This window comes from Sulfuricurvum sp. (genome assembly GCF_028710345.1).
Classification (GTDB): domain Bacteria; phylum Campylobacterota; class Campylobacteria; order Campylobacterales; family Sulfurimonadaceae; genus Sulfuricurvum.
The window spans coordinates 1-26,434 of the sequence record NZ_JAQTUH010000017.1 but is presented as its reverse complement, the minus strand read 5'-3'; the positions used below and the strand labels follow the sequence as shown (position 1 = coordinate 26,434).

General features: G+C 40.1%; 19 protein-coding genes. 9 read left to right on the top strand and 10 right to left on the bottom strand.

The genetic code is table 11. The annotated features are described in order from the left end of the window. Positions 1 to 78: 78 nt before the first annotated feature. Positions 79 to 327 (bottom strand): hypothetical protein, encoded by a 249-nt coding sequence (locus tag PHC76_RS13560; RefSeq protein ID WP_299974038.1) that lies wholly within the window; start codon positions 325 to 327, stop codon positions 79 to 81. Positions 328 to 473: 146 nt separating this feature from the next. On the opposite strand from PHC76_RS13560, the gene pta reads away from it, so the two are divergent. The 6 genes from pta (at position 474) to PHC76_RS13530 (ending at position 6,407) form a co-directional block, all read left to right on the top strand. Further along, the gene (gene pta, locus PHC76_RS13555) at positions 474 to 2,552 is read left to right on the top strand and encodes a phosphate acetyltransferase (protein WP_300210486.1); all 2,079 of its coding nucleotides are present in this window, start codon (positions 474 to 476) and stop codon (positions 2,550 to 2,552) included. Next, positions 2,549 to 3,649 carry an acetate kinase gene (locus PHC76_RS13550; RefSeq protein ID WP_299974043.1) on the top strand — a complete coding sequence of 367 codons (1,101 nt, stop codon included), beginning with the start codon at positions 2,549 to 2,551 and terminating at the stop codon, positions 3,647 to 3,649. Before pta ends, PHC76_RS13550 begins: the two co-directional genes overlap by 4 nt. Before the next feature lie 52 nt (positions 3,650 to 3,701). Then, positions 3,702 to 4,367, top strand: a complete 666-nt coding sequence (locus PHC76_RS13545) for a uracil-DNA glycosylase (protein ID WP_299974046.1) — start codon at positions 3,702 to 3,704, stop codon at positions 4,365 to 4,367. Continuing rightward, positions 4,364 to 5,371 (top strand): hypothetical protein, encoded by a 1,008-nt coding sequence (locus PHC76_RS13540; RefSeq protein ID WP_299974049.1) that lies wholly within the window; start codon positions 4,364 to 4,366, stop codon positions 5,369 to 5,371. Before PHC76_RS13545 ends, PHC76_RS13540 begins: the two co-directional genes overlap by 4 nt. A gap of 83 nt (positions 5,372 to 5,454) precedes the next feature. After that, the gene (locus PHC76_RS13535; protein ID WP_299974052.1) at positions 5,455 to 5,961 is read left to right on the top strand and encodes a ferritin-like domain-containing protein; all 507 of its coding nucleotides are present in this window, start codon (positions 5,455 to 5,457) and stop codon (positions 5,959 to 5,961) included. Next, entirely contained in the window at positions 5,958 to 6,407 is a 450-nt protein-coding gene (locus PHC76_RS13530) for an ankyrin repeat domain-containing protein (protein ID WP_299974055.1), read from the top strand. The genes PHC76_RS13535 and PHC76_RS13530 overlap by 4 nt, the downstream gene beginning before the upstream one ends. Here the strand turns inward: PHC76_RS13530 and PHC76_RS13525 are convergent. Then, positions 6,399 to 6,785, bottom strand: coding sequence for a YbgC/FadM family acyl-CoA thioesterase (locus PHC76_RS13525; RefSeq protein WP_299974058.1), 387 nt, complete (start codon positions 6,783 to 6,785; stop codon positions 6,399 to 6,401). The two genes, PHC76_RS13530 and PHC76_RS13525, sit on opposite strands and share 9 nt — an antisense overlap. Positions 6,786 to 7,090: 305 nt before the next feature. Between PHC76_RS13525 and PHC76_RS13520 the strand changes: the two genes are divergently transcribed. From PHC76_RS13520 to PHC76_RS13510, 3 genes are all read left to right on the top strand, one after another. Next, a complete protein-coding gene (locus PHC76_RS13520; RefSeq protein WP_299974060.1) occupies positions 7,091 to 8,926 on the top strand; it encodes a 7TM diverse intracellular signaling domain-containing protein in 1,836 nt (611 codons plus the stop codon). A gap of 68 nt (positions 8,927 to 8,994) precedes the next feature. Next, the gene (locus PHC76_RS13515) at positions 8,995 to 10,752 is read left to right on the top strand and encodes a histidine kinase dimerization/phosphoacceptor domain -containing protein (RefSeq protein ID WP_299974063.1); all 1,758 of its coding nucleotides are present in this window, start codon (positions 8,995 to 8,997) and stop codon (positions 10,750 to 10,752) included. Beyond that, on the top strand, positions 10,749 to 11,387 hold the full coding sequence (locus PHC76_RS13510) for a DNA-binding response regulator (RefSeq protein ID WP_299974066.1): 639 nt from the start codon (positions 10,749 to 10,751) through the stop codon (positions 11,385 to 11,387). The genes PHC76_RS13515 and PHC76_RS13510 overlap by 4 nt, the downstream gene beginning before the upstream one ends. Positions 11,388 to 11,394: 7 nt before the next feature. Here PHC76_RS13510 and PHC76_RS13505 read toward each other — a convergent pair whose 3' ends face one another. The 8 genes from PHC76_RS13505 to PHC76_RS13470 form a co-directional block, all read right to left on the bottom strand. Further along, positions 11,395 to 12,534: an HlyD family type I secretion periplasmic adaptor subunit gene (locus tag PHC76_RS13505; RefSeq protein ID WP_299974069.1), complete on the bottom strand. Its 1,140-nt coding sequence runs from the start codon at positions 12,532 to 12,534 to the stop codon at positions 11,395 to 11,397. After that, complete coding sequence (locus PHC76_RS13500) at positions 12,531 to 14,615, bottom strand: ATP-binding cassette domain-containing protein (RefSeq protein WP_299974072.1); 2,085 nt, start codon at positions 14,613 to 14,615, stop codon at positions 12,531 to 12,533. The genes PHC76_RS13505 and PHC76_RS13500 overlap by 4 nt, the downstream gene beginning before the upstream one ends. After that, a complete protein-coding gene (locus PHC76_RS13495) occupies positions 14,612 to 15,847 on the bottom strand; it encodes a TolC family protein (protein WP_299974074.1) in 1,236 nt (411 codons plus the stop codon). Before PHC76_RS13495 ends, PHC76_RS13500 begins: the two co-directional genes overlap by 4 nt. 91 nt (positions 15,848 to 15,938) lie before the next feature. Next, positions 15,939 to 16,154 carry a hypothetical protein gene (locus PHC76_RS13490; protein ID WP_299974077.1) on the bottom strand — a complete coding sequence of 72 codons (216 nt, stop codon included), beginning with the start codon at positions 16,152 to 16,154 and terminating at the stop codon, positions 15,939 to 15,941. A 101-nt stretch (positions 16,155 to 16,255) separates the two neighbouring features. After that, a complete protein-coding gene (locus tag PHC76_RS13485; protein ID WP_299974080.1) occupies positions 16,256 to 20,023 on the bottom strand; it encodes a DUF4347 domain-containing protein in 3,768 nt (1,255 codons plus the stop codon). 71 nt (positions 20,024 to 20,094) lie between these two features. After that, positions 20,095 to 20,364: a hypothetical protein gene (locus tag PHC76_RS13480; RefSeq protein WP_299974083.1), complete on the bottom strand. Its 270-nt coding sequence runs from the start codon at positions 20,362 to 20,364 to the stop codon at positions 20,095 to 20,097. 98 nt (positions 20,365 to 20,462) lie between these two features. Beyond that, positions 20,463 to 25,808 carry a DUF4347 domain-containing protein gene (locus PHC76_RS13475; RefSeq protein WP_300210484.1) on the bottom strand — a complete coding sequence of 1,782 codons (5,346 nt, stop codon included), beginning with the start codon at positions 25,806 to 25,808 and terminating at the stop codon, positions 20,463 to 20,465. A 396-nt stretch (positions 25,809 to 26,204) separates the two neighbouring features. Beyond that, the coding region (locus tag PHC76_RS13470) for a hypothetical protein (protein WP_300210482.1) at positions 26,205 to 26,434 on the bottom strand (230 nt) is incomplete at its 5' end.

Here is a 26,434-nt window from a genome sequence, read left to right as displayed (position 1 = left end):
CAGTACGGTACATGTAATAAAATGCGGGTGTGTTGGTTCATAGACTTTATAACGGCTTCTTCCCATTTTATCCTCTCCTTAAATTTTAACTTTCATATGCATTCCCAACGAGGACGTTGGGAACGAGGGACCTAAGAGTTTTCCGATGGTACCGTCTACGGGTGCGATGATTTGTTGTTTGGCATTACGAAACTGGGTTGTTTCCACTTCGGTACGCAGTGACGTTGCCTCTTTGCTTTTTTGAGTGAGGTCGGTTAGGAGTTTGTTTCGGTACTCTTGGATGATGAGTCTGAGCTGTTGGTTTAGTTTTATTGAAATAACTTTCATCTATAAACCTCATTTAATAATGAGTCAATTATAACAAAAAAAGTTTATTAAAAATCTCATTAATAAAGGGATACATTCATAATATTAAATATATTTAAATCACGATATCATAGTAGCACTATACTATTAGGAGCATCACTGTGGATATGAAAAGTCTCTATATTGCTTCCCTAGAACCTAATGCAGGTTCGCTGATCGTCTCACTAGGATTTATGGAGTTGCTAAAAAGCCGTGTCCATAAACTTGCTTTTTTTCGTCCTATTATCGAAAAAAGTGTCGAAGAAGACAACGATATAGCCTTTATGCTTAACCATTTTAGTATGGATCAATCGCTAGAGAGTTGCTATGGCTATTGTCTCGATGAGGTTGAATCGTTGATTGCTGAGGGGAAAGTCTCCGATATATTAGAGCATCTTTTGGAAAAATATCATGCCCTCGAATCCGAATATGATTTTGTCCTTATTCAAGGGCTCGATCAAGCCTCCTTTTCGAAAACACTCTCTTTTAATTTTAACCATCTCATTGCTAAAAATCTTCAAGCCCCCTATGTCAGTGTCATAAGGGGAAAAGAGAAAACGCTCGAACAACTCAATCATGAGATAGAGTTAGAAAAAGTCTCCCTCAAAAGTGAGCATGTAGAGCATACTGCCCTATTTGTAAACCGTCTTAGCTCGCTCAACTATCAAATACTCAAAGAAGAGTATCACCAACATGATATCCCTACTTTTTTTATGACAGAAATCGATGATCTCTCCCGTGTCAGTATCGGTGAGATGCAATACGCCCTCAACGCCCGTCAAATTTTAGGGGTAAAAAAAGATTTTGATCGAATCATTCATCGCCCTAAAATCGCGGCGATGACGATAGAACACCTTCTAGGCAAACTCCAAGATAACGATCTCATCATTACTCCGGGGGATCGACTGGATATTATTTTGGCGATTTTCTCTGCCCATAATGCCAAAGAGTTCCCATCAATCGCAGGTATAGTCCTCACCGGAGGGTTAACACCGCCTGAGAATTTTTTGAATCTTATTCGTGGGATTAGCCCTAATATCCCCTTATTTAGTGTTGAGAGTGACACCTATCAAACAGCTTTACTCGTTGATGCTATCTCACCACAACTCCACTCCCAACAAACACGTAAAATTTCCCTCGCGATGGGTGAATTTACGAATGCTATCAATTTTGATGTGCTACAAGAGCGACTTCGCACAGCCCATACCGATGTTATTACCCCAGCCATGTTTGAATACTCATTATTTCAACGTGCTCGTGCGGTACGCAAAAAAATCGTCCTCCCTGAGAGTAGTGATGAACGGATACTTCGTGCTACTGAGATTTTATGCCGTCGTGATGTAGTGGATTTGATTTTATTGGGCAACCCAGAGGAAATACACCATCAAGCCAATACTCTAGGGCTCGATATCTCTAAAGTAACGATTATCAATCCCTCTACGTCACCGCTGAGAGAGGAGTACGCCACCCGATTCTATGAGATGCGTCGCCATAAAGGGTTGAGTCTCCAAACCGCTCACGAAGCCCTGACACATGATACCTATTTTGCTACGATGATGGTCTATGACGGTACAGCGGACGGTATGGTTTCTGGAGCTATCCATACCACTCAAGAGACTGTTTTGCCTGCGTTGCAAATTATCAAAACACTTCCCGATATCTCCCTTGTCTCCAGCCTCTTTTTTATGTGTTTGGATACCAAAGTGCTTGTCTATGCCGATTGTGCTATCAACCAAGACCCAAGCGCATCCGAATTAGCTCAAATCGCTATCGCATCGGCTCGAACCGCACAATCGTTTGGGATAACGCCACGTATCGCTATGCTCTCCTACTCTACCGGAAACTCAGGTCACGGTGATGATGTTGAAAAAGTGCGGGAAGCAACCCGCATCATCAAAGAGAGCCGTAGCGATTTACTCATCGAAGGACCTATCCAATACGACGCTGCCATCGATCCTGAGGTTGCCCATCTAAAATTACCCGATTCTTCGGTTGCGGGAGCGGCTACTATCTTTATCTTCCCCGATCTCAATACCGGAAACAACACCTATAAAGCGGTTCAACGCTCCTCAGGTGCCATCGCCATAGGTCCAGTACTCCAAGGCTTGAAAAAACCGGTTAATGATCTCAGTCGCGGATGTGAAATCACGGATATCGTCAATACCATCCTCATCACCGCTATCCAAGCTCAAAGTGAGAATTCATGAGTATCCTCGTTATTAATGCCGGCAGTTCATCCATCAAATACAGTATCTACGTCTCTGCAACCCTAGAACTCATCGATCATGGACTTATCGAAGAGATTGCCAACCATCATGAGGGATTTGAGCTGATGCGTCAACAGCTACAACTCCACCATATCGACATCGAACACATCGACGCCATCGGGCATCGCGTGGTTCATGGCGGAGAACGCTTTCATGAACCTACCCTTATCAACGATGATGTTTTAGAGGAAATTACGGCACTGATACCCCTCGCACCGCTCCACAATCCTGCCAATATCGAAGGGATTATTGCCGCACGTGCTATCGCGCCGAAAGTCCCAAATTTCGCCATCTTTGACACCGCATTTCATCAAAGTATGCCACGACACGCCTACCACTATCCCCTCCCCCACAATCTCTACACAATCCACCATGTACGCCGATACGGTTTTCACGGAACATCCCACCATTATGTCGCGCAAAAAGCTTCTGAGGCTCTTGAAAAACCACTAAATGCACTCAATCTTATCACCTTTCATATCGGTAACGGCGCGAGTGCTTGTGCTATCCAAAATGGGAAAAGTATCGATACCTCTATGGGGATGACACCGTTAGAGGGGCTCATGATGGGCTCACGTTGTGGAAGTATCGACCCCTCTATCATCGGTTATCTTTCTCATGCCACGCCAATGAGCATCGACGAGATAGAGACGATGCTGAACAAAAAAAGCGGTCTTTTAGCGATTGGCGGAAGTAATGATATGCGTACCTTGTTGAATGCAAAAGAAAAAGGTGACAAAAACGCTATTTTAGCCATCGATATGTTTGTACACTCACTCAAAAAACAGCTTGGTGCATATATGGCAATCCTCACAAAAGTCGATGCGGTAGTATTTACAGGTGGTATCGGTGAGCACTCACCCGATATACGTCAAATGGTATGTGAAGGGCTTGAACACTTAGGGATTAAATTTGATAATGGAAAAAACAGTGGACAAAACAGGGAGATTCAAGATTCATCGAGTATGGTCAAACTGTTAGTAATCCCCACGGATGAAGAGCGTCAAATTGCGATGTATGTACAAAAATTGTTATGATAGCTGTTCCATCTTTAGCTCTTTTTAACACCCTTTTTCTTATACTCTCTTTATGAACTCTTATCAAAACTTAGCCCTTCTAGAAAATCTTTATCGCCTCAAAGCTCTTGGTTTTAACTATATTGACCCTATTAGCCCCAATAAACCGCAAGAACAAACATCAACTCTCCCTAATTCCTACGATACTCTTGTAACAACGATTCAAAAATGTCATTTATGCGATCTGAGTAAATCACGCTCTCAAAGTATGAGCGGATTCGGTTCCCAAACCCCTAAAATTCTTTTTTTAGATGCGTTTGTCTCCAGTGCAGAAGATGAATCGAATAGCTATTACACGGGACGCTCAGGTTCGATGCTCCGTGATATGATTGAAAAAGTGCTAAAATTAACTATCCATGATGTCTACATGACCCATGCAGTTAAGTGTAAACCTTTCGGCTTTCAACAACCATCACTCAGTGAATGTAATAGTTGTTCACCCTATTTGCACAAACAACTCGAAATTTTATCTCCCAAAATCATTGTGACATTAGGGGAAGAGGCGTATCGTCTTTTGAGTCATGATGAAAGTGGATATGATCACCTTATAGGACAATCGATTCCCTACGGCAACAGCATTATTATTCCGATGGTTCATCCCAGTTTCTTGATTCGTAATCCCTCTTTCAAACCAGAAGCGATGCGTACCTTATTAAGTATTAAAGAGGCATTGAAATGAAAATATTATTCTATCTATGTACGTGTGTTTTTGTACTATTTGCCCAATCCGTTGAGATAAATGAGAATCATAAAATTAAAATAGCCGTCATGGTAGCTCCATCCGTGATAGGTCGCTATGCGAATTCTACCTATAATGTAGCGCTGGCAACCTCCATGGCACGTAACTATCCGTTTGAACTTATCAAATATGAGTTAGCAGATGAATCAGAAGCCACTATTGCCAAAACAATAACAAAAATTCAACATGATTCAGTTGATGCAATTTTAGCCCCATTAACCCTCGGAGGTGTCAATAACCTCCTCAAGATAGGGTCTCAAAAACTCATCTTTATCCCCACAGTTCATAAACGTGATGTTGGTTCAGCCCCCGATAATATCATTTTTGGGGCTATCGATTATGAAACTCAGATCGAAGCATTACTCCCCTATATGGCAAATTCTCTCGCTATTTTTTATGATGACTCTCCGGTAGGCCGAAATTTGAGTAATCGTACACAAACTATCGCTATGAACGCTCCAAAAGGTTCTAAAACATCTACCCTCTATTCTGTTGATACGGCAGGGTCTAATATTGTTAAATATTTAGGAAAACCCGCCGCTTTTTCGAAACGGAGCGTCCTTACCCACCTCCCTGTCGTGAAAACATCTATGTTGGCTGCCCAATTAACCTTTAGCGGAGCACGAGAACAAAATATTCTCTCTACACAAATCAATTTTGATCCGACTCTCATCACACTCACCCAATACCATGACCGACAAAATATGATTGTAGCTAACTCTATTATCGAACAAGTACCTCAAATTTATGAGACGAATGCACTGATGAATAATGATTTGACCTTTGATTGGATTAACTATACCACCAGTGTCGGGATGGACTACCTTATTGCAACACTCACCTCTACACCAAGAGGATATACATTACGTCTTATAGATTCACAAGTAATATATCCTGTTGAGCTGATGGTTCCAAAAGAGTACGGATATGAGCCAAAATCTTAATAAATATTCTCCTAAAGGAAAATAATTATTATTTAAGAAGCAGAGAGATATACTTTTTGAACATACCATCCAAGGAGTTAGTTATGGCAAAACGTGGAATCTCAATCCTCAAAGGGATCGAAGCACAAACAGTAATCGATGTACTCAATAAAGCATACTGTGATGAATGGCTCGCATATTATCAATATTTTATAGAATCCAAAGTAGTCAAAGGGATTATGAAAGATGCTGTAATGGCAGAATTAAATCTTCATGCTGCTGATGAACTTCGCCACGCTACTATGGTATGCGGACGTATTATACAACTGGGAGGCACTCCGATACTCCATCCATCCGAATGGCTTACTCATTCAAATTGCAAATACGATGCCCCTACCAACCCCGATGTTCGTGCGATTTTAGATCAAGCTATTTCGGGTGAGCAATGCGCTATCACCACCTATTCAAATCTTTTGGAACTGACTCGTGAAAAAGATATCGTCACCTATGATCTTATATCACAAATTTTGGCAGATGAAGTAGAGCATGAAGAGGACTTACAATCACTTTTCGACGATATCGAAGAGTTTATTGAACAATTTAAACAATGAAAAAACTTTTTTTTCTTTTTCTATTAGCGTGCAGTGTACTAAACGGTGCCGATATTTTTAAACTTGTCCAAGCGGTTGATCGCAATGATACGGTAACATTTAAACAAATGGTTCAAACCATCAGTGATGCTAACACTGCACGTAGTGACAACAACAAGTCTATCCTTATGTATGCGTCGTGGGTAGGGAATGGTGATATGGTTGAATATTTAGTGAGACAAGGTGCCGATATAAATGCCCAAGATTCGAGTAATGCTACGGCTTTGCATCTGGCAATTTGGAAAGATCATACCGACATTGCATTGTTTTTGCTCGATCATGGTGCGTCAAGTACTATAATGAGTGTCGATGGGATGATGGCATCCGATATTGCAATGATCCGCTCAAATACTAAAGTAATGGAACGGATAGAATCGTTAAAGCCGAAATTAAAAAGCTTATTCTAACACTCCTATCATATCTATGAGAAATTGCTTATCTTCCTCAGGAACGAGAGCGACTTCCCCTTTATGATTCAAATGAACCAATTTAACATCCATTTCAAAGATCAGTTCATCTCCACGAAAGATTCTTTGATGCATTACAATCGAAGCATTTTTGATATTTTTAAGTGATGTTTTAACCTCCAAAAGATCACCAAACTTCGCACTTTTGAGATAGTTTGCCTTTATCTCTTTCACTACAAAATGACCGTTTAGTGTGATGGGAGACCTGCTGGATTGAAAAAAAAGCTCACTTCGCGCACGTTCGCAAAAATTAAGATAGTTGGAGTGGTAAACCACACCACCGACATCGGTATCTTCGTAATAAACTCGTATAGTCATTAAAGCCCCTATTTATCAATGTTTTATCGTGTCACACCTGTGTTTTATAGAGAGATACGAACATATTTGTACCCTATATTCTATATCGCCATCATAACACTTTATAAAATTGTATGCAAATCTATTTTTTGAGTTTGTTTTTTGTGATTAACTTAAAAAAATCTTTTCAAATAAATCTTTTCAAATACTCCAATATCCTAAGTGTAATAGCTCTGATATCAGCATTAATACACAACTTACCATGAGTTTGATACAATTTTGAGATAGTCTATGCAAGAATATTTGAGCATCTTAAAAGGTTATTAATGGGTTATATAAAAAATGTATTATTACTCATTACATTTTTACTTATCAGTCCTAAAGTTTATGCTATTCCTGAAATTGATATTAGTAAGTTATCTCAACCAAAAGTGCTAGATGGTTCTTGGGCTTTTTCATCAGGTATCATATATGATCCTTCGGATATACGGTTACAAAATAAAGCTATTAAACTTCCAACCTTTATTGAATCAATTTTGGGAACATCACAGAGCGAAGCTACTTTTGTTCTTAATCTCAAAACAACACCTAATCTTCCTTTAACTCTTGATTTAAAGCAACCATTTACAGTTTGGAGATTATTGATTAATGGAGAAGAAGTTGCATCATCAGGAATATTTGGACTAGATTCCACAAAGCATCAAGCTTCAACTAAGAAAGGGCTCATTACTTTTACCCCTACAGATTCAAATACACTGTTGATGATTCATGTAGCAAACTCTCAGCATGAACATATAGGTTTTTATGGTGTACCTGTGATTGCACCGCAGGGTATATTAGAAAAACAACATCTGGAAATATACACCTTCGAATCAATCATAACTGTTTTATTTATTTTAGTAGGGTTGTATCATATAGGATTGTTCTCAGCATGGCGAAAAGATAAAGCTACCTTATGGTTTGGACTTATGTGTCTCGCAGTAGCCCTACGCATGTCTACGACTGGTGAAGAGGTATTTTTAGATATATTTCATAATACCTCATGGGAAACATTACTTCGTTTACAATATGCAAGTGGATGCATTTCTCTACCACTGTTTGTCTGGTATTTGGACTCTCTCTATCCTAGACAAACTATACGATTGGCTAAATTGCTTTCAGTATATACTGGAGCATTTTTTTTATCATTATGTACTCTCTTCCCTACTCTATTTTTTACTCCATTTTTATTTCCTTATGAAATTATCTACCTTGTATTTATCATATATACATTGTTATCGCTGTTTAAAGCAGTGAAAGAAAAAGAAGATGGCTCATTATTGGCTTTTATCGCTTTTATTATGTTAAGCTTATTTATTATGCATGATTTTTTACGTTTTGATAATTTATTGACAAATTCCAATGATATTGCACCTTATGGATTTGCCCTATACGTGATAGCACAAGCAGCTGTATTGCTAAAACGTTCCGCTCACGCTTTTCGTTTAATCGAAATCCACACAGAGAATCTAGAGTTAATCGTTAATGAACGAACCTATGAGTTAACTTCTCTTGTGGCGCAGAGGGAGCTTCTTTTACGGGAACTGACCCATCGTGTAAAGAATAATCTTCAATTTATCGTTGGATTGTTGTGGATTCAACGGAAAGAGAGCAATCCTAAAACACAAACGGTATTAAAAACGTTAGAGTCTCAAATCCAATCAATAGCTACAGTTCATGAATCACTTTGTTCTCAAAATGCCGTTATAGCTATTGAAATCCACGATTATCTTCAAAAATTGATTTTTTCACTTCGCAACCTACATTCTACATTAACCGTAAACCTAGATATAAGTGAACCAGTTTATATTAAAACTGATCATACAATCTCTATGGGGCTTATACTAAATGAGCTTATTACCAATCATCTGAAATATTCCAATCCATTAGATATACGTCCTATTCATATACGTATAAAAAAACACATCAATGGTATGGCTATTTTATATTATACTGATGGGTTTGACCATCGAGAAATTTTTAATACTACACCACAAGCACATTTTGGTTTACCTAAACTTGGTTGGCCAATGATTAAGGAGTTCGTGAAACAAATGGAGAGTGAGATCATTATTCATGAAGGTTATTTAGAAATACATTTTCCAGCATATGAGACAATATGACACACCTATTTAGAACTATAATATTTATTACTATTTTTTATTTTTCGAGTTTAAATGCAGATAGTTCTATGGATATTACTGATATTAATGGGACGAGACCATTAAAAGGTCCATGGGTTTTGTCTTCAACATCGAGTAGATCGTTTGATAATAATCAATCAATTTTGCTTCCACAGTTTATTGAAAATCATATTAAATATCCGAATAAAGTTGTTGCTCTTTCTCTCACACTAAAAACTGTACCTAATATTCCGTTATCAATCAATATGAAACAGCCCTATTCTGTTTGGAAACTTTATGCTGATGGAAAATTGATTGGATCATCTGGAAAATTTGATCAGATTAACGGCAAACATAAAGCTGAAGCATATTATCCTATTATTAACTTTACCCCATTAACTACTCAAACAAAACTGTTGTTGTATCTAGCAAATTCTCAACATCGACATATCGGATTTTATGGTGTACCACTGATAGCACCTCAGGGGATATTAGAAAAACATCATTTATACACCAGTATTATCGAAAAAATTGTTGCCACTATTCTATTTTTATTTGGGTTATATCATATAGCTCAATATATCGTTTGGAAAAAAGACCAAGCCCCTTTATGGTTTGGTGCGGTATGTATTTCATTCGCGATACGGACAACAACTACAGGAGAAAAAATTATTTTAGATTATTTCCCAAATTTATCTTGGGAAATGTTAGCACGAATAGAATATTCAAGTGCATATATAGCATTACCTTTTTTTGTCCTTTATTTTGGAGCTCTGTATCCTAAAAGAAGTTCTGTGTTTGCTGAGTATAGTTATCTTTTTGTAGGGTTATTATTTACTGGTTTTTCTTTATTTTCTTCTACATTATTTTTTACCGCGTCCTTATCATATTACAATATAGTTGTTCTAACATTTGTTTTTTATATTTTTTGGGTACTTTTTCAGTCATTTCAATACAAAGAAAAAGGATCATTATTAGCTTTTTTAGCTTTTTCATTTTTTAGTGCTACGATAGTACATGATTTATTACTTTTTGAAAATATGATTATATTTTTACCGATTGATTTAATGCCCTATGGGTTTATGATATATTTAATCGCCCAGGCTACTATATTATTGCAACGTTCATCAGAGGCTTTTTATCTGATTGAAAAACATACTACTGATCTTGAAGATAGTGTATCTGAACGGACTCGTGAGCTTCTTTTAGTGATAGAACAGCGCGAACTATTGTTACGTGAATTGACCCATCGCGTTAAAAATAATCTTCAATTTATTATTGGGCTTTTATGGATTCAACGTAAAGAGGCAGATATTCAGACACAAGAATCTTTAAAAATTTTGGAATCACAAATCCAATCTATAGCTACCGTCCATGAATCACTTTGTTCACAAGATGCTATTGAAATGATTGAAATTCATGAATATATCCGCAAATTAATTTTTTCTCTTAAACGCCTGCATTCTGGTTTAGAGATATCTTTAAACTCACACGATCCCATTTATATCCAAACTGATCACACAATAACCTTGGGATTGATTATAAATGAACTTATAACCAATCATATTAAGTACTCTGCCCCTTATGAAACAAGTTCTGTACATATTTTCATCGAAAAATCACTAGACCTGTGTGTAATTTTACACTATAATGACGGCATCGATCATCGTGAAACTTTTCAAAAAGCACAGATGTCTTCTTCTTTTGGTTTACCGAAACTCGGATGGTCTATGATTAAGGAGTTTGTAAAACAAATGGACGCAAATATTATTGTCTATCATGATCATTTAGATCTACATTTTCTCGCTTGTGAGCATACTAAATGAAAATATTAATTATCGAAGATGAATGGCTTGTTGCTCATTTTATTGCGGATGTAGCACAAAGTCATGATATTGATATTGCTGGTATCGCTCAAAGTTACGATGAAGCAACTGAAATTATTGACAATAATTCTATCGACTGTGCTATTGTTGATATCAATATCAAAGGTTCAAAGCATGGTATTGATGTTGCCCGTTTTTTAAAAACTAGGAATATCCCTTTTCTTTTTTTAACTGCTTACAAAGATATAGAGACGATGAAAGAAGCTACTGATTTAGACCCTCTTTCTTATCTTATTAAACCTGTTTCCGAAGAAAATTTAATTGCAGCTTTTTTAGTTATCAAAAATAAATTTACGAAATCAATTCCGCAAAAACATCCTTTTACTATTGATATGGAGGGAATGATTCTTAAAGATGGTGAAATGGTCTCTCTCTCCACTTCAGAACGGATCGTCATGGCATTATTAATTAAAAATCATCGGAATGTTGTTTTACGAGAAACATTTTTTGAACATTTGTGGGACGATCCTGAAGAGATTAATGAAGGGACACTTCGAAATGTGATTCTCAAGCTGAGAAAAAAATTTGATCTGCAGATTGAAAATATTAAAAATGTCGGTTATGCTTTTGTTTAAATCGATTTCACCGCTCTTTTAAAGCATTATCAAACGTTTTTGTAATGGGTTTGCTAATATATTCTAAAAGGCTTCTCTCTCCCGTTCGGATATCGATACTAGCACTCATCCCCGGTTCTATCGTTACCCTCTTCCCCTTCTTACTTGGCAACTCTTTTTCGGTAATTTGTATATGAACTCTAAAATAAGGTTTTTCTCCTTGTTGTGTTTTTTCAATCAGAGTATCAGGGCTGATATAAATTACTTTTCCATGTAACATTCCATAAATCGTATAATCGTATGCATCAAGTTTTACGGTTGCAGGAAGTTCTGTATGGACAAATGAAACATCACTAGGGCTAAGCTTTGCTTCAATAATGAGCTGGTCTCCCATAGGGACGAGTTCCATAATAACATCACCAGGTCGGACTCGAGCTCCGTTAGTGCTGAGCATAACATCTTTGACAATACCATCCATTGGTGCACGTATTTCTGTACGTTCAAGTGTTACGCTTCGGTCCACTAATTCTTGCTCTTTTGTTTGGAGTTCTTCTTGTGCTTTTGTAAGTTCAGCTTGTGCATCTTGAAAGTATTTATTTTTAACTTTAGAAATTTGCCCTTTGAGCTCCGCAATTTTACTATTAATACGGATTATTTCACTTTTTCCTACATCTCCTTGAGCGACAAGGGGCTCATTCAACGACAATTCTTCTTGTGCTAATTTTAGCCCATCATTAATGCTAGACACTTCCTCATTTAATGCTGTTTTTCTACGCTCATATAAAGCACGTTGGTTGGAAATAAACTCAGGATAAGCGTATATATCTAAGGAGAAATTGAGAGGTTTGGCATACACTTCAGCTTCGAGTCGTGATACAGTAGCCTTTAGTGCTGATACTTTTGAGAGAGAGTCTTTATGTGCTGCATCGGCTTGTGATTGAACCAGTAATACTAGAAGCTCACCTTTATGTACTTTTTTCCCCTCATGAGCATAAACTTGTTCTATGACACCGTCATTAGACGCTTGAATCACCTGCGTTTTACTGATCGCTATTACGCTTCCGTTAGCGCGAGAAATTTGATCAATTTTTGCTAATGATGACCATAGGACAAAAATGATCAATAGTCCCATAGCAATAGTAGGAATCCACTGATAATTATTTTTCATGCATTACCCCTATTTTGTTGATATGGAACAGCTATTTTTCGTAGTACTTCCTCTTTTGGCCCATCCATTATAATTCCTTCATTTCCAATAATAATTATTCTACTTACTATAGAGAGAATCTGAGGTTTATGTGTTACGACAATCATTGTAGTGTTCTGTTTCATTTTTTGCATAAGCATTCCGATGAGATAACGTTCACTCCCCTCGTCTAAGTTCGCCGTCGGTTCATCCAATAGATAGATATTTGGATTATTTATAAGGACTCGGGTAAGTGCTATCAACTGACGTTGACCGCCTGAAACAACGTTTCCTCCCTCAGCGATAGGTGCATCTAGCCCTTTTGGATGAGCATTGATATAATGAATTAATCCGGTATTGTTACACGCTTCTAATATGATTTCATCTGCAATTGCGCTAAGACCTAAAGTTAGATTATCTCGTAATGTTCCCGCAAACAATTTAGTGTCCTGTGGAAGATATCCTGTCTCTTGCGATAATCGATCACGTGAGATGTGAGCAATATCCAAGCCCCCTATCATCACTTTCCCTTCTGTAGGTTTATACAGTCCTGATAACAATCTCAAAAGTGTCGATTTACCTGATCCTATCGTTCCTAGTATCGCTATTTTTTCACCTGAGCGGATTGTGAGATGGGGAATGGTAATAATACGACGATCTTCAAAGGCAAATGTTACGTTATGCACCTCAAAGTTATTAGTAATGATTGCAGGATTGAGAGGTTTATTTATCCCCTCATTTTCGCTCTCAAGCACATAAATATTTTCAATGTCCTCTATCGCCATTTTTGCTTTTCCCCATTGCACTAGCATATTGGGAATCATATTAACAGGAGAAAGCATTCGACCCGAAAGAATAGTACATGCGATCAATCCTCCCATGGTCATCGATTGATCAACACTTACGATATAAGCGCCGACTGCGACAATCGATATGTAGCTGCTTTGCTGCATAAAAGCTGAAAGATACATAGAGAGCTCACTGTAAAAACGGATAGCAACATCATCTTCGATACCTAAACGGCTCATTTGATTCCAACGATTTAACAGTTGCCATGAAGCACCTGCTGTTTTGATGGTTTCTGATCCTTCTATAGTCTCAACCAAAAGTCCTAATTTTTTGTGGCTGATATTATTAGATTCACGGCTTAACTTATCAATTTTGGTACGAAATGCTACACCTACAATAATAGAGAGAATAAAAAAAGCTATTGCGATTACACCTAATATCGGCGTACCAATCATAATAACGACAACAACAAATAAAAGAGCAAATGGTAAATCAACCAACAAATAAAGAGATGCAGAGGTGATAAAACCTCGTACTGCACCATAACTTTGTACTTTGGAAGAGAGGGTGCCGATACTTCGAGGAAACCTATCACTTCGTATATTGAGTAGTCTACGGAATATCTCATGTGAATAGGTAATGTCCATCGATTCAATCGCCCTATCAACAATTTTAGTACGGACTACTTTCATAACAAGTTCAAATATCATCGCAATGAATACACCGACACTCAAAGCTATTAGTGTTGCCATACCCTGTGTTGGGATAACACGATCATAGATTTGCATACTATAGAATGAGGTAGAGAGGGCTATAACGTTAATGAGTACTGAAGCAAGTGCTCCATTCATAAAAATATTTTTTTCTCTCCATGCTACAGAGCTAAACATCTGAGAAGCTTTGGTAAAATTGTGAATCTTTTGTTTCTCAACAAGTGAAATGAACTGTGTATTGGGTGCAAAGGCATCTACACTATTCTCACCTTTAAAACTACGTATTAACCATTCTCCGCTATCTTTTTTAGCATAAATAATAATCACTGAATTTTCACTGTCTAAAGCAACCATCGGAAGCTGTTTCTCATCAGGGAACGAATATGTCGGTCGTCTTTCAAAACCACTTAAATCTATTAAATTATAAAGGTGTTCTATCGAATCAGTAAAGGGTTGCTTTACATTGGTAGCTTCTTCATAAACATGATGTTCATTTTGACCAATACCTCTAATATGGGCACATTCATCTAAAAACCAGCGTATAGTATGGGGTAATATCATTTATTCTCACTTGTAGAAGGTGTCATGATTGTTTTGCCTTGATAGAGTTTAAGTCTCTCACCCGAAATCACAGAAGATGCAACCATATCGCTTTTAAGTTTTTGATTATCCGTAAGCTCACGCGCAGCATTAACAACGTCGAGCCAGCTTCGTTTTCCTGCTATAAAAAGACGGGTATACGAATTTAATACCTCTTCAGAAGAGTGTATTGATTGATCAGCGATGGTAATACGCTCATCCAGAAGACCATAGTTATCGTAGTCAGACTCTATTTTTTGAGCAAGCTCGATTTTAGAAGTTTCCACGTTTTGGAGGAGCTGATCAATTTTTAGCTGAGCTGATTGAATATTCGAAAGGGATGACAATCCTGCTCCAGTATTCATCGATACACTTAGGATAAAACGATTGTCACTGTAGCTATCTTGATAAATTGAACCGATTTGTCGTTCTACTTTTGCAGAAAGATTAGGTGAAAGTTGTGCTTTGGCATTATCAAGTTCATATCGTGCTGCTTCGATTTGTGCCCGCTGTTTTTTAAAAATAGGATAGGTGGCATAGGCATTATCAATCAGTGATTGGATTGATGATATTTTTATATGAGTAAGATAGTTATTATCAATCATAGAAGATTGAATATCCATACCGCTTAAAAGATGTAACTGAGAAAGAGCTGTTCTTTGTGCTGTTGATTGGTTCAGACGCTCATTGCGCGTTTGGGAAATTCGGTTAGAGATTAACTCCCGATCACTCGAAGGGGAAACACCTCCCTCGACACGTTGGCGAATCATTGTATCGTATCTTAGTAATCGATTTATTGACTCATCGAGTGCACAGATTCGACCTTGTGTTTGAATGAGAGTTGCGTAGAGTTCGATACATTTGAACGCCAAATCATAACGCGATTGTTCCAAATCAGCATTACTTTCAGATTTGTATGCTGTTGCTTTATCCACTACTGCATCAAGTTTTCCACCACTCCATAGCGGTTGTGAGAGTTGGAAAAGTGTACTGCGTCGCCCTTCTGAATTATCAACAGATACAGAGGGTGTCGGCCAATATCCCCATTTTGCACTTTCTATACCTACCTCGGCACCTTGAATCGCAAGTTGAGCTGATTTTACACTGGGATGATGTTTAAGCGTCGAGTCGATAAGGATATCTAGAAGGTGTTTATCATCGCTCCATAAAGATTGTGAAAAGAAAAATAGTATAATAAATACCGTATATTTCATTTTTTGTTTCCTACATATTACATATTGTAATTGTAAGATCTAATTGTCATCAGTGTGTCATTGAACTTCAATACTCACTTCATTAAAACGTTCACTCTATATCGAATACTTTTCTATCACGTTTCAATGCTTCAACTGCGGCATCAATAATCCGTTTAAGTTTCAGTGCATACGCTAATCCTTGTTGATCTTTAGTGAGTTCTATTGATCCTTCTATTGTGATTTTGTCAATATTGTTAACAACATGCAGTTCAGCAATCTCAAAACTATCGATATTATTTTCATACGCCATAAACGGTCGTTGCATTTTTATCCTTAAAATAAATATTGACTTTTTTTAGCCCAGAATATGAAGTTAATTACACCATAATCAACATTTTCCCCTATAATGAGAGGAAAAAATAAGTTTTAAATGACATTAAAATCTTGAAAAGTAATAGTAGGATGTCCGGTGAGAATAGCGAATGCAATAGCCTTGCCTGAACCATTTCCATCCTCATCATAGCTAAGAATACCAGTTGCAGTATTGTAAAGGATATAATCATTGCTATCATGTGCTTTACCCGTGCTACTTGCATAAAAATTGTTTGTATCAAATGTTCCAGTTGCTATAGAAAGGTTATTAAAAATCGCATGAGATAGTTCAATCCTATCATCGGTTACATTGAAATCGGTAATAGTATCTCTATTGGTTGTGCTGTTGAGAGTCGTATCAAATACAAATAAATCACGACCTGTACCACCCGTTAAGATATCGTTTCCATTCAATCCGTTCAGAATATTATCTCCACTGTTACCAATGAGTTTGTTGTTGAGCTCATTACCGGTTCCATTAAGATCAGCAGTACCTCTAAAAGATAATTTTTCAACATTTTGACCCAACGTATAATCAATCGAAGAGCTAACTTTATCGATACCTTCATCCATGCTTTCGATAACACTGTCTCCTATAGTATCAACAACATAGATGTCATCTCCAGTTCCACCGATCATAGTGTCATCACCGAAACTACCGTTTAAGATGTCGTTACCATCTAACCCTTCGAGTGTGTTGTTCCCACTGTTACCAATGAGGGTGTTGTTGAGCTCATTACCGGTTCCGCTTAGATTAGCAAATTCTCTAAGGGATAAATTTTCAACATTTTGACCCAACGTATAATCAATCGAAGAGCTAACTCTATCGATACCTTCATCCATGCTTTCGATAACACTGTCTCCTACATTATCAACATAATAGGTATCATCTCCAGTTCCACCGATCATAGTGTCCTCACCGAAACTACCGTTTAAGATGTCGTTGCCATCTAACCCTTCGAGTGTGTTGTTCCCACTGTTACCAATGAGGGTGTTGTTAATCTCGTTACCGGTTCCATTGATATTAGCAGTTTTAACAAGGGTTAATCGTTCAACATCGTGAGTGAGCGTATAGTTAATCGATGAAACAACTCGATCTATTCCCTCATTTGTATATTCAACAACACTGTCTCCTGTATTATTAACATAATAAAGATCGTCTCCAGCTCCGCCAACCATCGTATCAGCACCCAATTTACCATCTAAGATATCGTTACCATCCATCCCATAGAGGGTATCGTAACTTCCTAAATCGATAGTATCTCCACTGAGAGTGTCATTGCCGCTTGTCCCGTTAATGGTCATATCATCTCGAACCGATTTGACGTGCAGAGTGAGAGTATTTTCAGAGACGCTATAATCGGTACCGTCTGAGACATGGAATCCGAATGAGGCATAATCGACTCCATTAGCATTAGCCGATGGGGTAAAGATGAGTTTAGAGCTACTGATATCCGAGGCAAGAATCTCTTGATTGAGGGTAACCATCGATCCATCTAGGGTAAATATTCCCGCATTTGGCAAGGTGGTAATTTTTACGCTGTATAGTGTATTTCCTGTGTCTGCGTCGTTAAATGCAAAATTGCTCAAGCTCAGAACGACTGCCGTATCCTCGTTTGTTGAGAGGGTGGTGTTTAGTGAGGTCGGGGCGTGGTTCATCGCAGAAGTGATGTTTACTCCTACCGTATAAGTATTATAAGCACCACTACTATCGGTAACACGATAAGTAAAGGTGTCGCTGCCATGATAGTTGCTATCAACAATATAGATATAAGCACCGTTATTCTGAATAAATAGCATTCCGTGAGAGGGAGCCATATCTGTGGCGTAGGTGATAGTGTCTCCATCGATATCGGTGGCGGTAGGGAGAACACCGTGTAAAAATGAATCCTCATTGAGCGTAATCGAAGTATCTGATGATGTCGGAGCATGAAGCGAAATATTGCTCGAAATATCGGCGAAACTCAGAACGTCGATAGTTCCATCGAGAGCGGAGGCAACACCGCTGCTATTTCCGCCATAACTGCTATTTCCCCACGTCACCACCGAACCATCGGCGCGGAGGGCGGCGAAGGCACTCTCAGTCGAGAATATCTGAGTGACATCAGTCGTTCCATCGAGAGTGGAGGCAACACTGCTGCTATCTCCGCCATTACTGCTATTTCCCCATGTCACGACAGAACCATCGGCGCGGAGGGCGGCGAAGGCAGAACTGTTCGAGAATATTTGTATGACATCAGTCGTTCCATCGAGTGCGCTGGCAACCGCACTACTATCTCCGCCAGAACTACTACTTCCCCACGTCACTACTGAGCCATCGGCGCGGAGGGCGGCGAAGGCATACTGATTCGAGCATATTTTCATGACGTCGATGGTGCCATCGAGGGCAGAGGCAACACCGCTGCTATCTCCACCACCATAGATATATCCCCATGTTACGACGGAACCATCTATGCGAAGGGCGGTGAAGGCAACACCGTTCGAGACTATCTGTGTCACATTAATATGTCCATCGAGTGATGTGGCAACACCGCTACTATCTCCGCCATTACCGCTATATCCCCATGTCACGACGGAACCATCGGCGCGGAGGGCGGCGAAGGCATACTGATTTGAGAATATTTGTATGACGTCGTTGGTACCATCGAGGACAGAGGCAACACCGCTGCTATCTCCGCCATACCTGCTATCTCCCCACGTCACCACCGAACCATCGGCGCGGAGGGCGGCGAAGGCACTCTCAGTCGAGAATATCTGAGTGACATCAGTCGTTCCATCGAGAGTGGAGGCAACACTGCTGCTATCTCCGCCATAACTGCTACCTCCCCATGTCACGACGGAGCCATCGGTGTGGAGGGCGGCGAAGGCAAAGCCTGTCGAATATATCTGAGTGACATCAGTCGTTCCATCGAGGGCAGAGGCAACACCGCTACTATTTCCGCCATAATTGCTATCTCCCCACGTCACCACCGAACCATCGGAACGAAGGGCGGCGAAGGCAACATTGTTCGAAAATATCTGAGTGACATCAGTCGTTCCATCGAGGGCAGAGGCAACAGAGCTGCTATCTCCGCCATAACCGCCCCATCCCCATGTCACGACCGAGCCATCGGTTCGGAGGGCGGCGAAAGTATACTGATTCGAGAATATCTGAGTGACATCGATAGTTCCATCGAGTGATACACTGCTGCTATTTCCACCAAAACTGTTATATCCCCACGTCACCACCGAACCATCGGCGCGGAGGGTGGCGAAGGCATAAAGATTTTTATATTCCCCCATACTGTGTCCCCGATACATGATAGTGGATGAAGTGACGGCGGAGAGCAGAGAGCGGTAATCATCGATTACGAGGTTAGAGGATTCAACCTCTCCGTTATGAGATTCGAGTACCCAATCCCCTCCTAGCACACGTGAACCAGTCACATCATCGGAGGCGGCGATATCGGCATTAGTGTAGGATGCGAGGGTATCGATAAAACTCTGCCCTACTTCCCCCTGCGCTACATTACACCCATAGAGGAGGATATCTCCATTTACACTAAGACTCGCACCGATTTGTGAGAGGGTATCTGCGTAAGTATTTAGATTATTGATATTTAGGATCAATGAGCCAAGATTGAGTGCTCCGATGCTTCCATGGCTGAACAAATGAATCGTATCCAGATTCGAATAACCTGATGCAATCGCCGCCATCTGCGCCAAAACATCGCCACTGCTCTCTAATACATAGACGGAGGTTCCAGCAGGGATTCCTGCAACGAGAGTCTGATAATCGTCGACATTGTCGAGGATAAAAGTAATTTGTTGAGTGGTTGCCATGATCTGATGACCTTTGAGTGGTTAAGATAGTTCTATCGCTATTCTAACCTCCGTTTGTCATCGCTTTGTCACTAAACTTGTTGCTCACCTCGATGACGTGGTGTATTTTCATCTATTTCTTCTTTTACAAGAATATTGTCACATCTTCTTATGCTATTCATCCCCCTATGACGTTGCGTAACCTCATAGGTTGAGATTTTAATACATGTAGTATGTTTAACATTTTGTATCCCACGATGATGCTTTAATATTTCCGCTTCATTTATCGGTGATGCATAGGCAAAACTTACCCCACACAACAGACCGATAAGCACCAAACTTTTTTGATTTTTGATTTCCATAGTACTAACTCCAATTTATTTTAATAATAAATTGTAACCTCTCTCTGTCATCGCTTTGTCATTAAAATATAGTTTTTAAATTTTTATTCATTTACTCTTTAAAGCACTTGTAGGGCAACCATCCCTGTGTAGCTATCATCATAGACATCCATAACCATTCCATTATAGAAATAATTGGTTGTATGATTTCCTGTGCTATTTTCCGTTGCGGACCAATACGGTGCAATCTCCCATCCATTTGGTGTTCCATTGCTCATATCACCACTATTGTAGCTATCCCATATAGCCGCCAAATCTGTATAAATTCCAGCGTCCGTTAAGAAAATATCTTCTAATGGTACAGTCACACCGCTGGTAGCGAGGGCTACTTTTACACCACCTATCGTACCGTATCGGTACTCATCCGTCGTGCCGTAATTACCATCCATGTTTTGGTCAGTGATATTGACGATACGGTTGCTATCGTGACTTAAAAGCTGATCTAACAGATCATGGGTAGTGTAATCGTACTGGTATCCCGAACCGGAGCTGTTGGCGATACTGCCATCCTCAGCGTACATTCCGTTTGTATTCTGATCAATATTGTTTACTCCATCACCGTTCATATCCCATACATAGTACCATTTTCCATCAACTTGAACCGGAGCGATTAGGTTTCCGTATGTTCCTAAACTAATAACACTCTGCCCAGCAGGAGAGACATAGGCGGGAGTTACAGTAAGGGCGATATTTTGATCGGCATGGTTCCCCATCGAATCGGTTGCCCGAACGATGAAATCATAAATATTGTTATTTCCGCTATCGATTGGGGCATTGTAATCAGGTAGTGTGTTAAACCGAACATATCCTGTAGCAGAGTCGATCGTAAAGGACGAATCATCAAAGCCACCTGCAAAACTATACGTAATACTATTTACATCAGTAGCGTTTGCATCATAGATAACCGTAGAGGTCGTAACGTCAGCCGTAGTCGTCTCAGCCGTTGTACTGATAAACGTCGGCGCGATGTCATCGAGATCGTTGATCGATACATTGACGTTTTGTTCAGTCACATTTCCATCGGTATCGGTCGCATTGACCGTAAAGGTATAACTGTTTTTAGCTTCATAGTCAGGATTAGCGATTAGGCTTACCGCTCCACTCGTGCTGTTGATACTAAAATGAGATGCATCACCACTGTTTTTGAGACTATAGGTGATGGCGGTGGTATCGGTCGCGCTTGCCGTGTAGATCACTTGACCCGCACCGGAGTTCTCATTGATAGAAGGAGGGGTGGCATTGGAGGTAAAAATAGGACCGTCATAGACATCGATGAGATTGATGGTTATGTTCGCAGTGGTAGAGAGTGCTCCATCACTAAATGTCCATCCGATTTGCACACTACTTGGAGGGGTGTTACCGCTGTACTGATACTCTAAGGATGAAAGCGTTTGGTTCATCAGTGTTTGAGTTGCTGAGGCGTTAAAGGTGATAATGAGCGTACCCCCACTGTAGGTGTAGGTACCAATGTTGAGTGAAGAGATAATGACACTCCCCGAGGATTGCGTCGCAACGATCCCCGCTCCGCAGAACTGATCATGAGTGTCGGCTCCAGTGTTACGGGAGAGGGTTAGGGTAGAACCATCGTAGTTATCGATATGGGCAAACTCAGGATCGGTGAGAATGACACTGCTATCCATCACGACGGCGGGAGTTGCCTCTGTGTAGGTTGTATTGGCATTTAGAGTTGTACTCATCGTACCGAATGTCGTATCGAGACTACCGTCACTGTTGTAACGTGCAAGTGCAAAATTACCGGTAGTTGCAGTTCCGGTTACGACAATTTGTCCGTCGCTTTGAAGCACAACACTGTAGGCAATATCATCATTATTTCCAAATTGTGTGGTTATTTTCCCCCCAGTACCGAACGTAGTGTCGAGTGTTCCGTCACTGTTATAACGTACCACCATAAAATCACGATTCGTACCGAAGAACTCTCCCGCCACAACGATTTTTCCATCATCTTGAAGAGCGACATCGTACCCTGCTCCACTTCCTAATGAGAAATAGAGTGCTTTACCGCCACTTCCGAACGTACTATCAAGCGTTCCGTCACTGTTGTATCGCACGAGTGCAAAAGAACCTGATACATTTCCGGCAACGAGTATCTTACCGTCATCTTGGAGGGTAATAGCTTGGGCACTCTCATAAGTACCGCTCCCGTAAAACGATGTTATGACGACTCCGCCACTGCCGAACGTCGTATCGAGGGTTCCGTCACTGTTGTAGCGCACGGTTGCAAAATCGTAATTTGAACTATTTAGCGTGTAGCCCGTTACTATAATTTTGCCATCGTTTTGCACCGTTACCGCATTGGCATAATCGATACCACTTAATGCCGTCGTCACTTTCCCACTATTGCCGAACGTTGTATCGAGTGAGCCATTACTGTTGTAACGGACAAGTGCATAATCTGCATTCGATGCACCGTAAGCAAATCCGGCGGCGATGATTTTTCCATCGCTTTGGATAGTGATGCTTAGAGCATAATCTATGCTGTTTCCGACCGTAGAGATCACTTTTCCGCCGCTGCCGAAGGTCGTATCGAGTGAGCCGTCACTGTTGTAGCGCATTACAACAAAATCTTCCTCACTTGCTCCATACGCCATCCCCGCTACGACGATTTTACCGTCTTCTTGGAGCGTCATACTCTCAACTGAACCAAAGAGTGCCGTCGTTATTTTACCGGAGGTTCCGAAAGTGGTATCGATACTCCCATCTGGGTTATAACGTACCAAAATGGCACCATTAGTATCCGAACTTGCAACGATAATTTTTCCGTTGTTTTGGATTATTGAATCGGTATGATACAGATGTGCTCCGGAAACAGAGGTTAGAGTTTTACCGCTACCTATCGCAAAGGTGGAAACTTCATTGAGATCATTGATGTTCATTGAAACATTCTGCTCACTTGCATTTCCCACCGCATCGGTCGCTATGATCGTAATGTCATAACTGTTTTTAGTCTCAAAATTAGGATTGTTGTACAGTTTTACCTCACCGCTTTGGGCATTGATGGAGAACTGCTTGTAATCTCCCGTAGGTTTTAGACTATACGTTGTACTACCGCTCGCATAGTCGTTATCAACGGACGTAGCCGTATATACCCTCTGATCAAAACCGATATTCTCGTCAAACGATACGGTGCTTGCCGAGGTAAAGGTCGGGGCAATATCGTCTATATTGGTGATCGATAAGCTTACGGCTTTTTCACTCGCATTACTTGCGGTGTCGGTTGCTACTACGGTGAAGCTGTAACTGTTTTTAGTCTCATAGTCTGGATTAGCTGTGAGGGTTACTTCTCCACTAGCGCTATTGATAGTTAAGAGATTGTAATCATCTATTGCTTTTAGGCTATAGACAGTGTTACCGCTGACGTAATCGATGGTATCGTCTGAGGTTGCGGTGTAGATCACTTGGCTTGCTCCGCTGTTTTCAGTGATGGTGGTAGCCATAGTGCCTGAAGTGATGGTTGGAGCTACTTCATCGAGGTTAGTAACATTAATTACGACATCTTTAGTGGTTGGTGTGGTTACACCATCACTGGCTACTACGGTAAAGATGTAGCTGTTTTTAGTCTCATAATCTGCACTTGCTTTTAACGTCACTTCACCATTGGTAGTATTGAGATCAAGTAGTGCTGCATCTACTCCGCTTAAACTGTAAGTAATACCTGCTGAAATGTCTGCTGTATCGGTTGCGTTGAAAGTATAGATTACGGTAGACGCCACAGCGCTCTCCTTTACGTTCCCTGTTGTTTCTGAGGTAATCGTTGGTGCTACTTCATCGAGGTTATTGATTGATAGCGTTACGGCTTTCTCACTATCATTACCTGCTTGATCAGTTGCTATGACGGTAAAGCTGTAACCGTTTTTAGCCTCATAGTCGGGATTAGCGCCAAGGGTGACTGCTCCTGTCGTAGGGTTGATAGTGAGGAGAGTGTAGTCTCCTGTATTTTTGAGGCTATAGGTGACACTATTGGTATCGGTTGTGGTAGCTGTATAGATTACTTGCCCTGCTCCGCTGTTCTCATTGATTGTGGGGGCTGTAGTGCTTGAGGTAATGGTTGGGGCTATGGTATCCGCAGAGTCCATAGTGTGATTAGCACTCAAAGCAGTTATCCCCTCTTGAACCATGATTTTAGTCTGAGTAGTTTCATCAGTATAGGTGATGTATCCCGATGGTGCATTGGTTCGTGTCCATGTACCATCGGTGAGGGTTAGGGTATCTCCTGTGTTACCGTTGATGGTAATGCTATGGTATCCACCCTCTAGGGTACTCATACTTTGGATATCGATAGTTGAGAGCTTTAGGTTGTTGTTTCCGTTAGCTGTAATATCGATGGTTTCGATATTTTGGAGACGAGTGTCTCCGATTTTTGTCAAGTCGAGATTGGCATACCCTTCAAGCTTGAGGGTATCAATTCCTGCCCCTCCGTTGATGATGGAATTAACCATATCGGAGTTCCGTGTGATGATAAAGGTATCATCACCTGTTTCCCCGTTTAAGTGATCGGATCCTCCGTTACCTCTTAGGGTATCATTACCTACTCCACCGTTTAGGATATTATTTCCACTGTTTCCGATAAGGGTATCGTTGTATGCACTTCCGGTTAGGTTTTCGATATTGGTTAGGGTATCTACTCCTGCTCCTAGTGTATCTTGGGCAGTAGTGATAGTAAGATCGACATGTACTCCGATAGTTGCATTACCGTAGTTTGCGTTATCAATCCCCTCTCCTCCATCGAGTATATCATTACCTGCTCCACCTAGTAGGGTATCATTCCCTGCTCCACCGTTTAGGGTATCATTTCCTTTTCCACCGTTTAGGGTATTGTTTCCGCTATTACCGGTTAGGGTATCGTTCAAAGCGCTTCCGATAAGAGTATCGTTTGTGGTACCGGCACTTGCGGTTAAATTTAAAAGTGTTGAGGTATAGTGTTCAACGCTTAGGGTATTACTCTCAATAGTTCCTGTAGTTGCCTCTAGGTTCCAGTCTCCTTTTAAACCTGTGAGATCGGTAGATGCTGCTATATCTGCATTGGTGTAGGTTGAGAGTGTCTGTATGAACTGCTCCCCTTTTTCCCCTTGGGCTACATCACATCCGTACAGTAGAATATCCCCTTTAGTACTGAGGGATTGTCCGATTGTTTGAAGTTGTTCTTGGTAGCCATCTATATTCGTCTGATTGAGAGTTACATTGCCCAGTGTTATACTTCCGCTCTCTCCGTGTGAAATGATATGCAAACTCTCTACATCATTGTATCCGCTGAGTATATTGGCTATTTGTTCTAGTCCATTTTTATCGGCTTCTAATACGTAATACTTTGCACCACTCTCTAGGCTTGCGATTATTCGCTCTTTATCGGTTACTTGACTGTCGATGATGTAGAGGGGTGTTGGCATGGGGGGGCTCCGTAGGTTTTAGAATAGCCCCACTTTTTTAGGAGCAGGCTTTAGTTATTACTATTTTACATCTCATCTGTCATCGGTTTGTCATCAGAGGGTAAAATATTTGCGATTGTAAATAAAAATTGAGTTCTCTGAATAATTGGATTGCCATGCTTCGCTCGTAATGACATTTTCCAGTCACTGCGAGGTTTTGAAAAAACCGTGTCAGTCTATAAAAAGTTTAATCAGAGGCCTCAATTATGAAGATCATAGGGAATGTATCGGTTTCAGCTATTAATCAAAATTTTACTCTTATTACAAGTCAAAAAGTAAATTTTGTTTAACCTACTATAGCGATCAATTCAGCACTTTGTTCACCTCGATGACGTAATCAATCATTATTAAGCTTTTCTATTTTAGGTATAATATAACATAATTATATATTCCCCTGTGACCATGGGCGACTGTGCGGATTGATGTTTTACTAAAAGGAGTAAGAATAACATTTTGTATTCCACGATGGTGCTTAACAACTTTTACTGGTTCTAATGCAAATGCAGAGCTAACCGTTAATGCAAATACAACAACACCTATTGATATTTTTTCTAATAAAACCATTGACATTAGCTCTCCTCGATGTT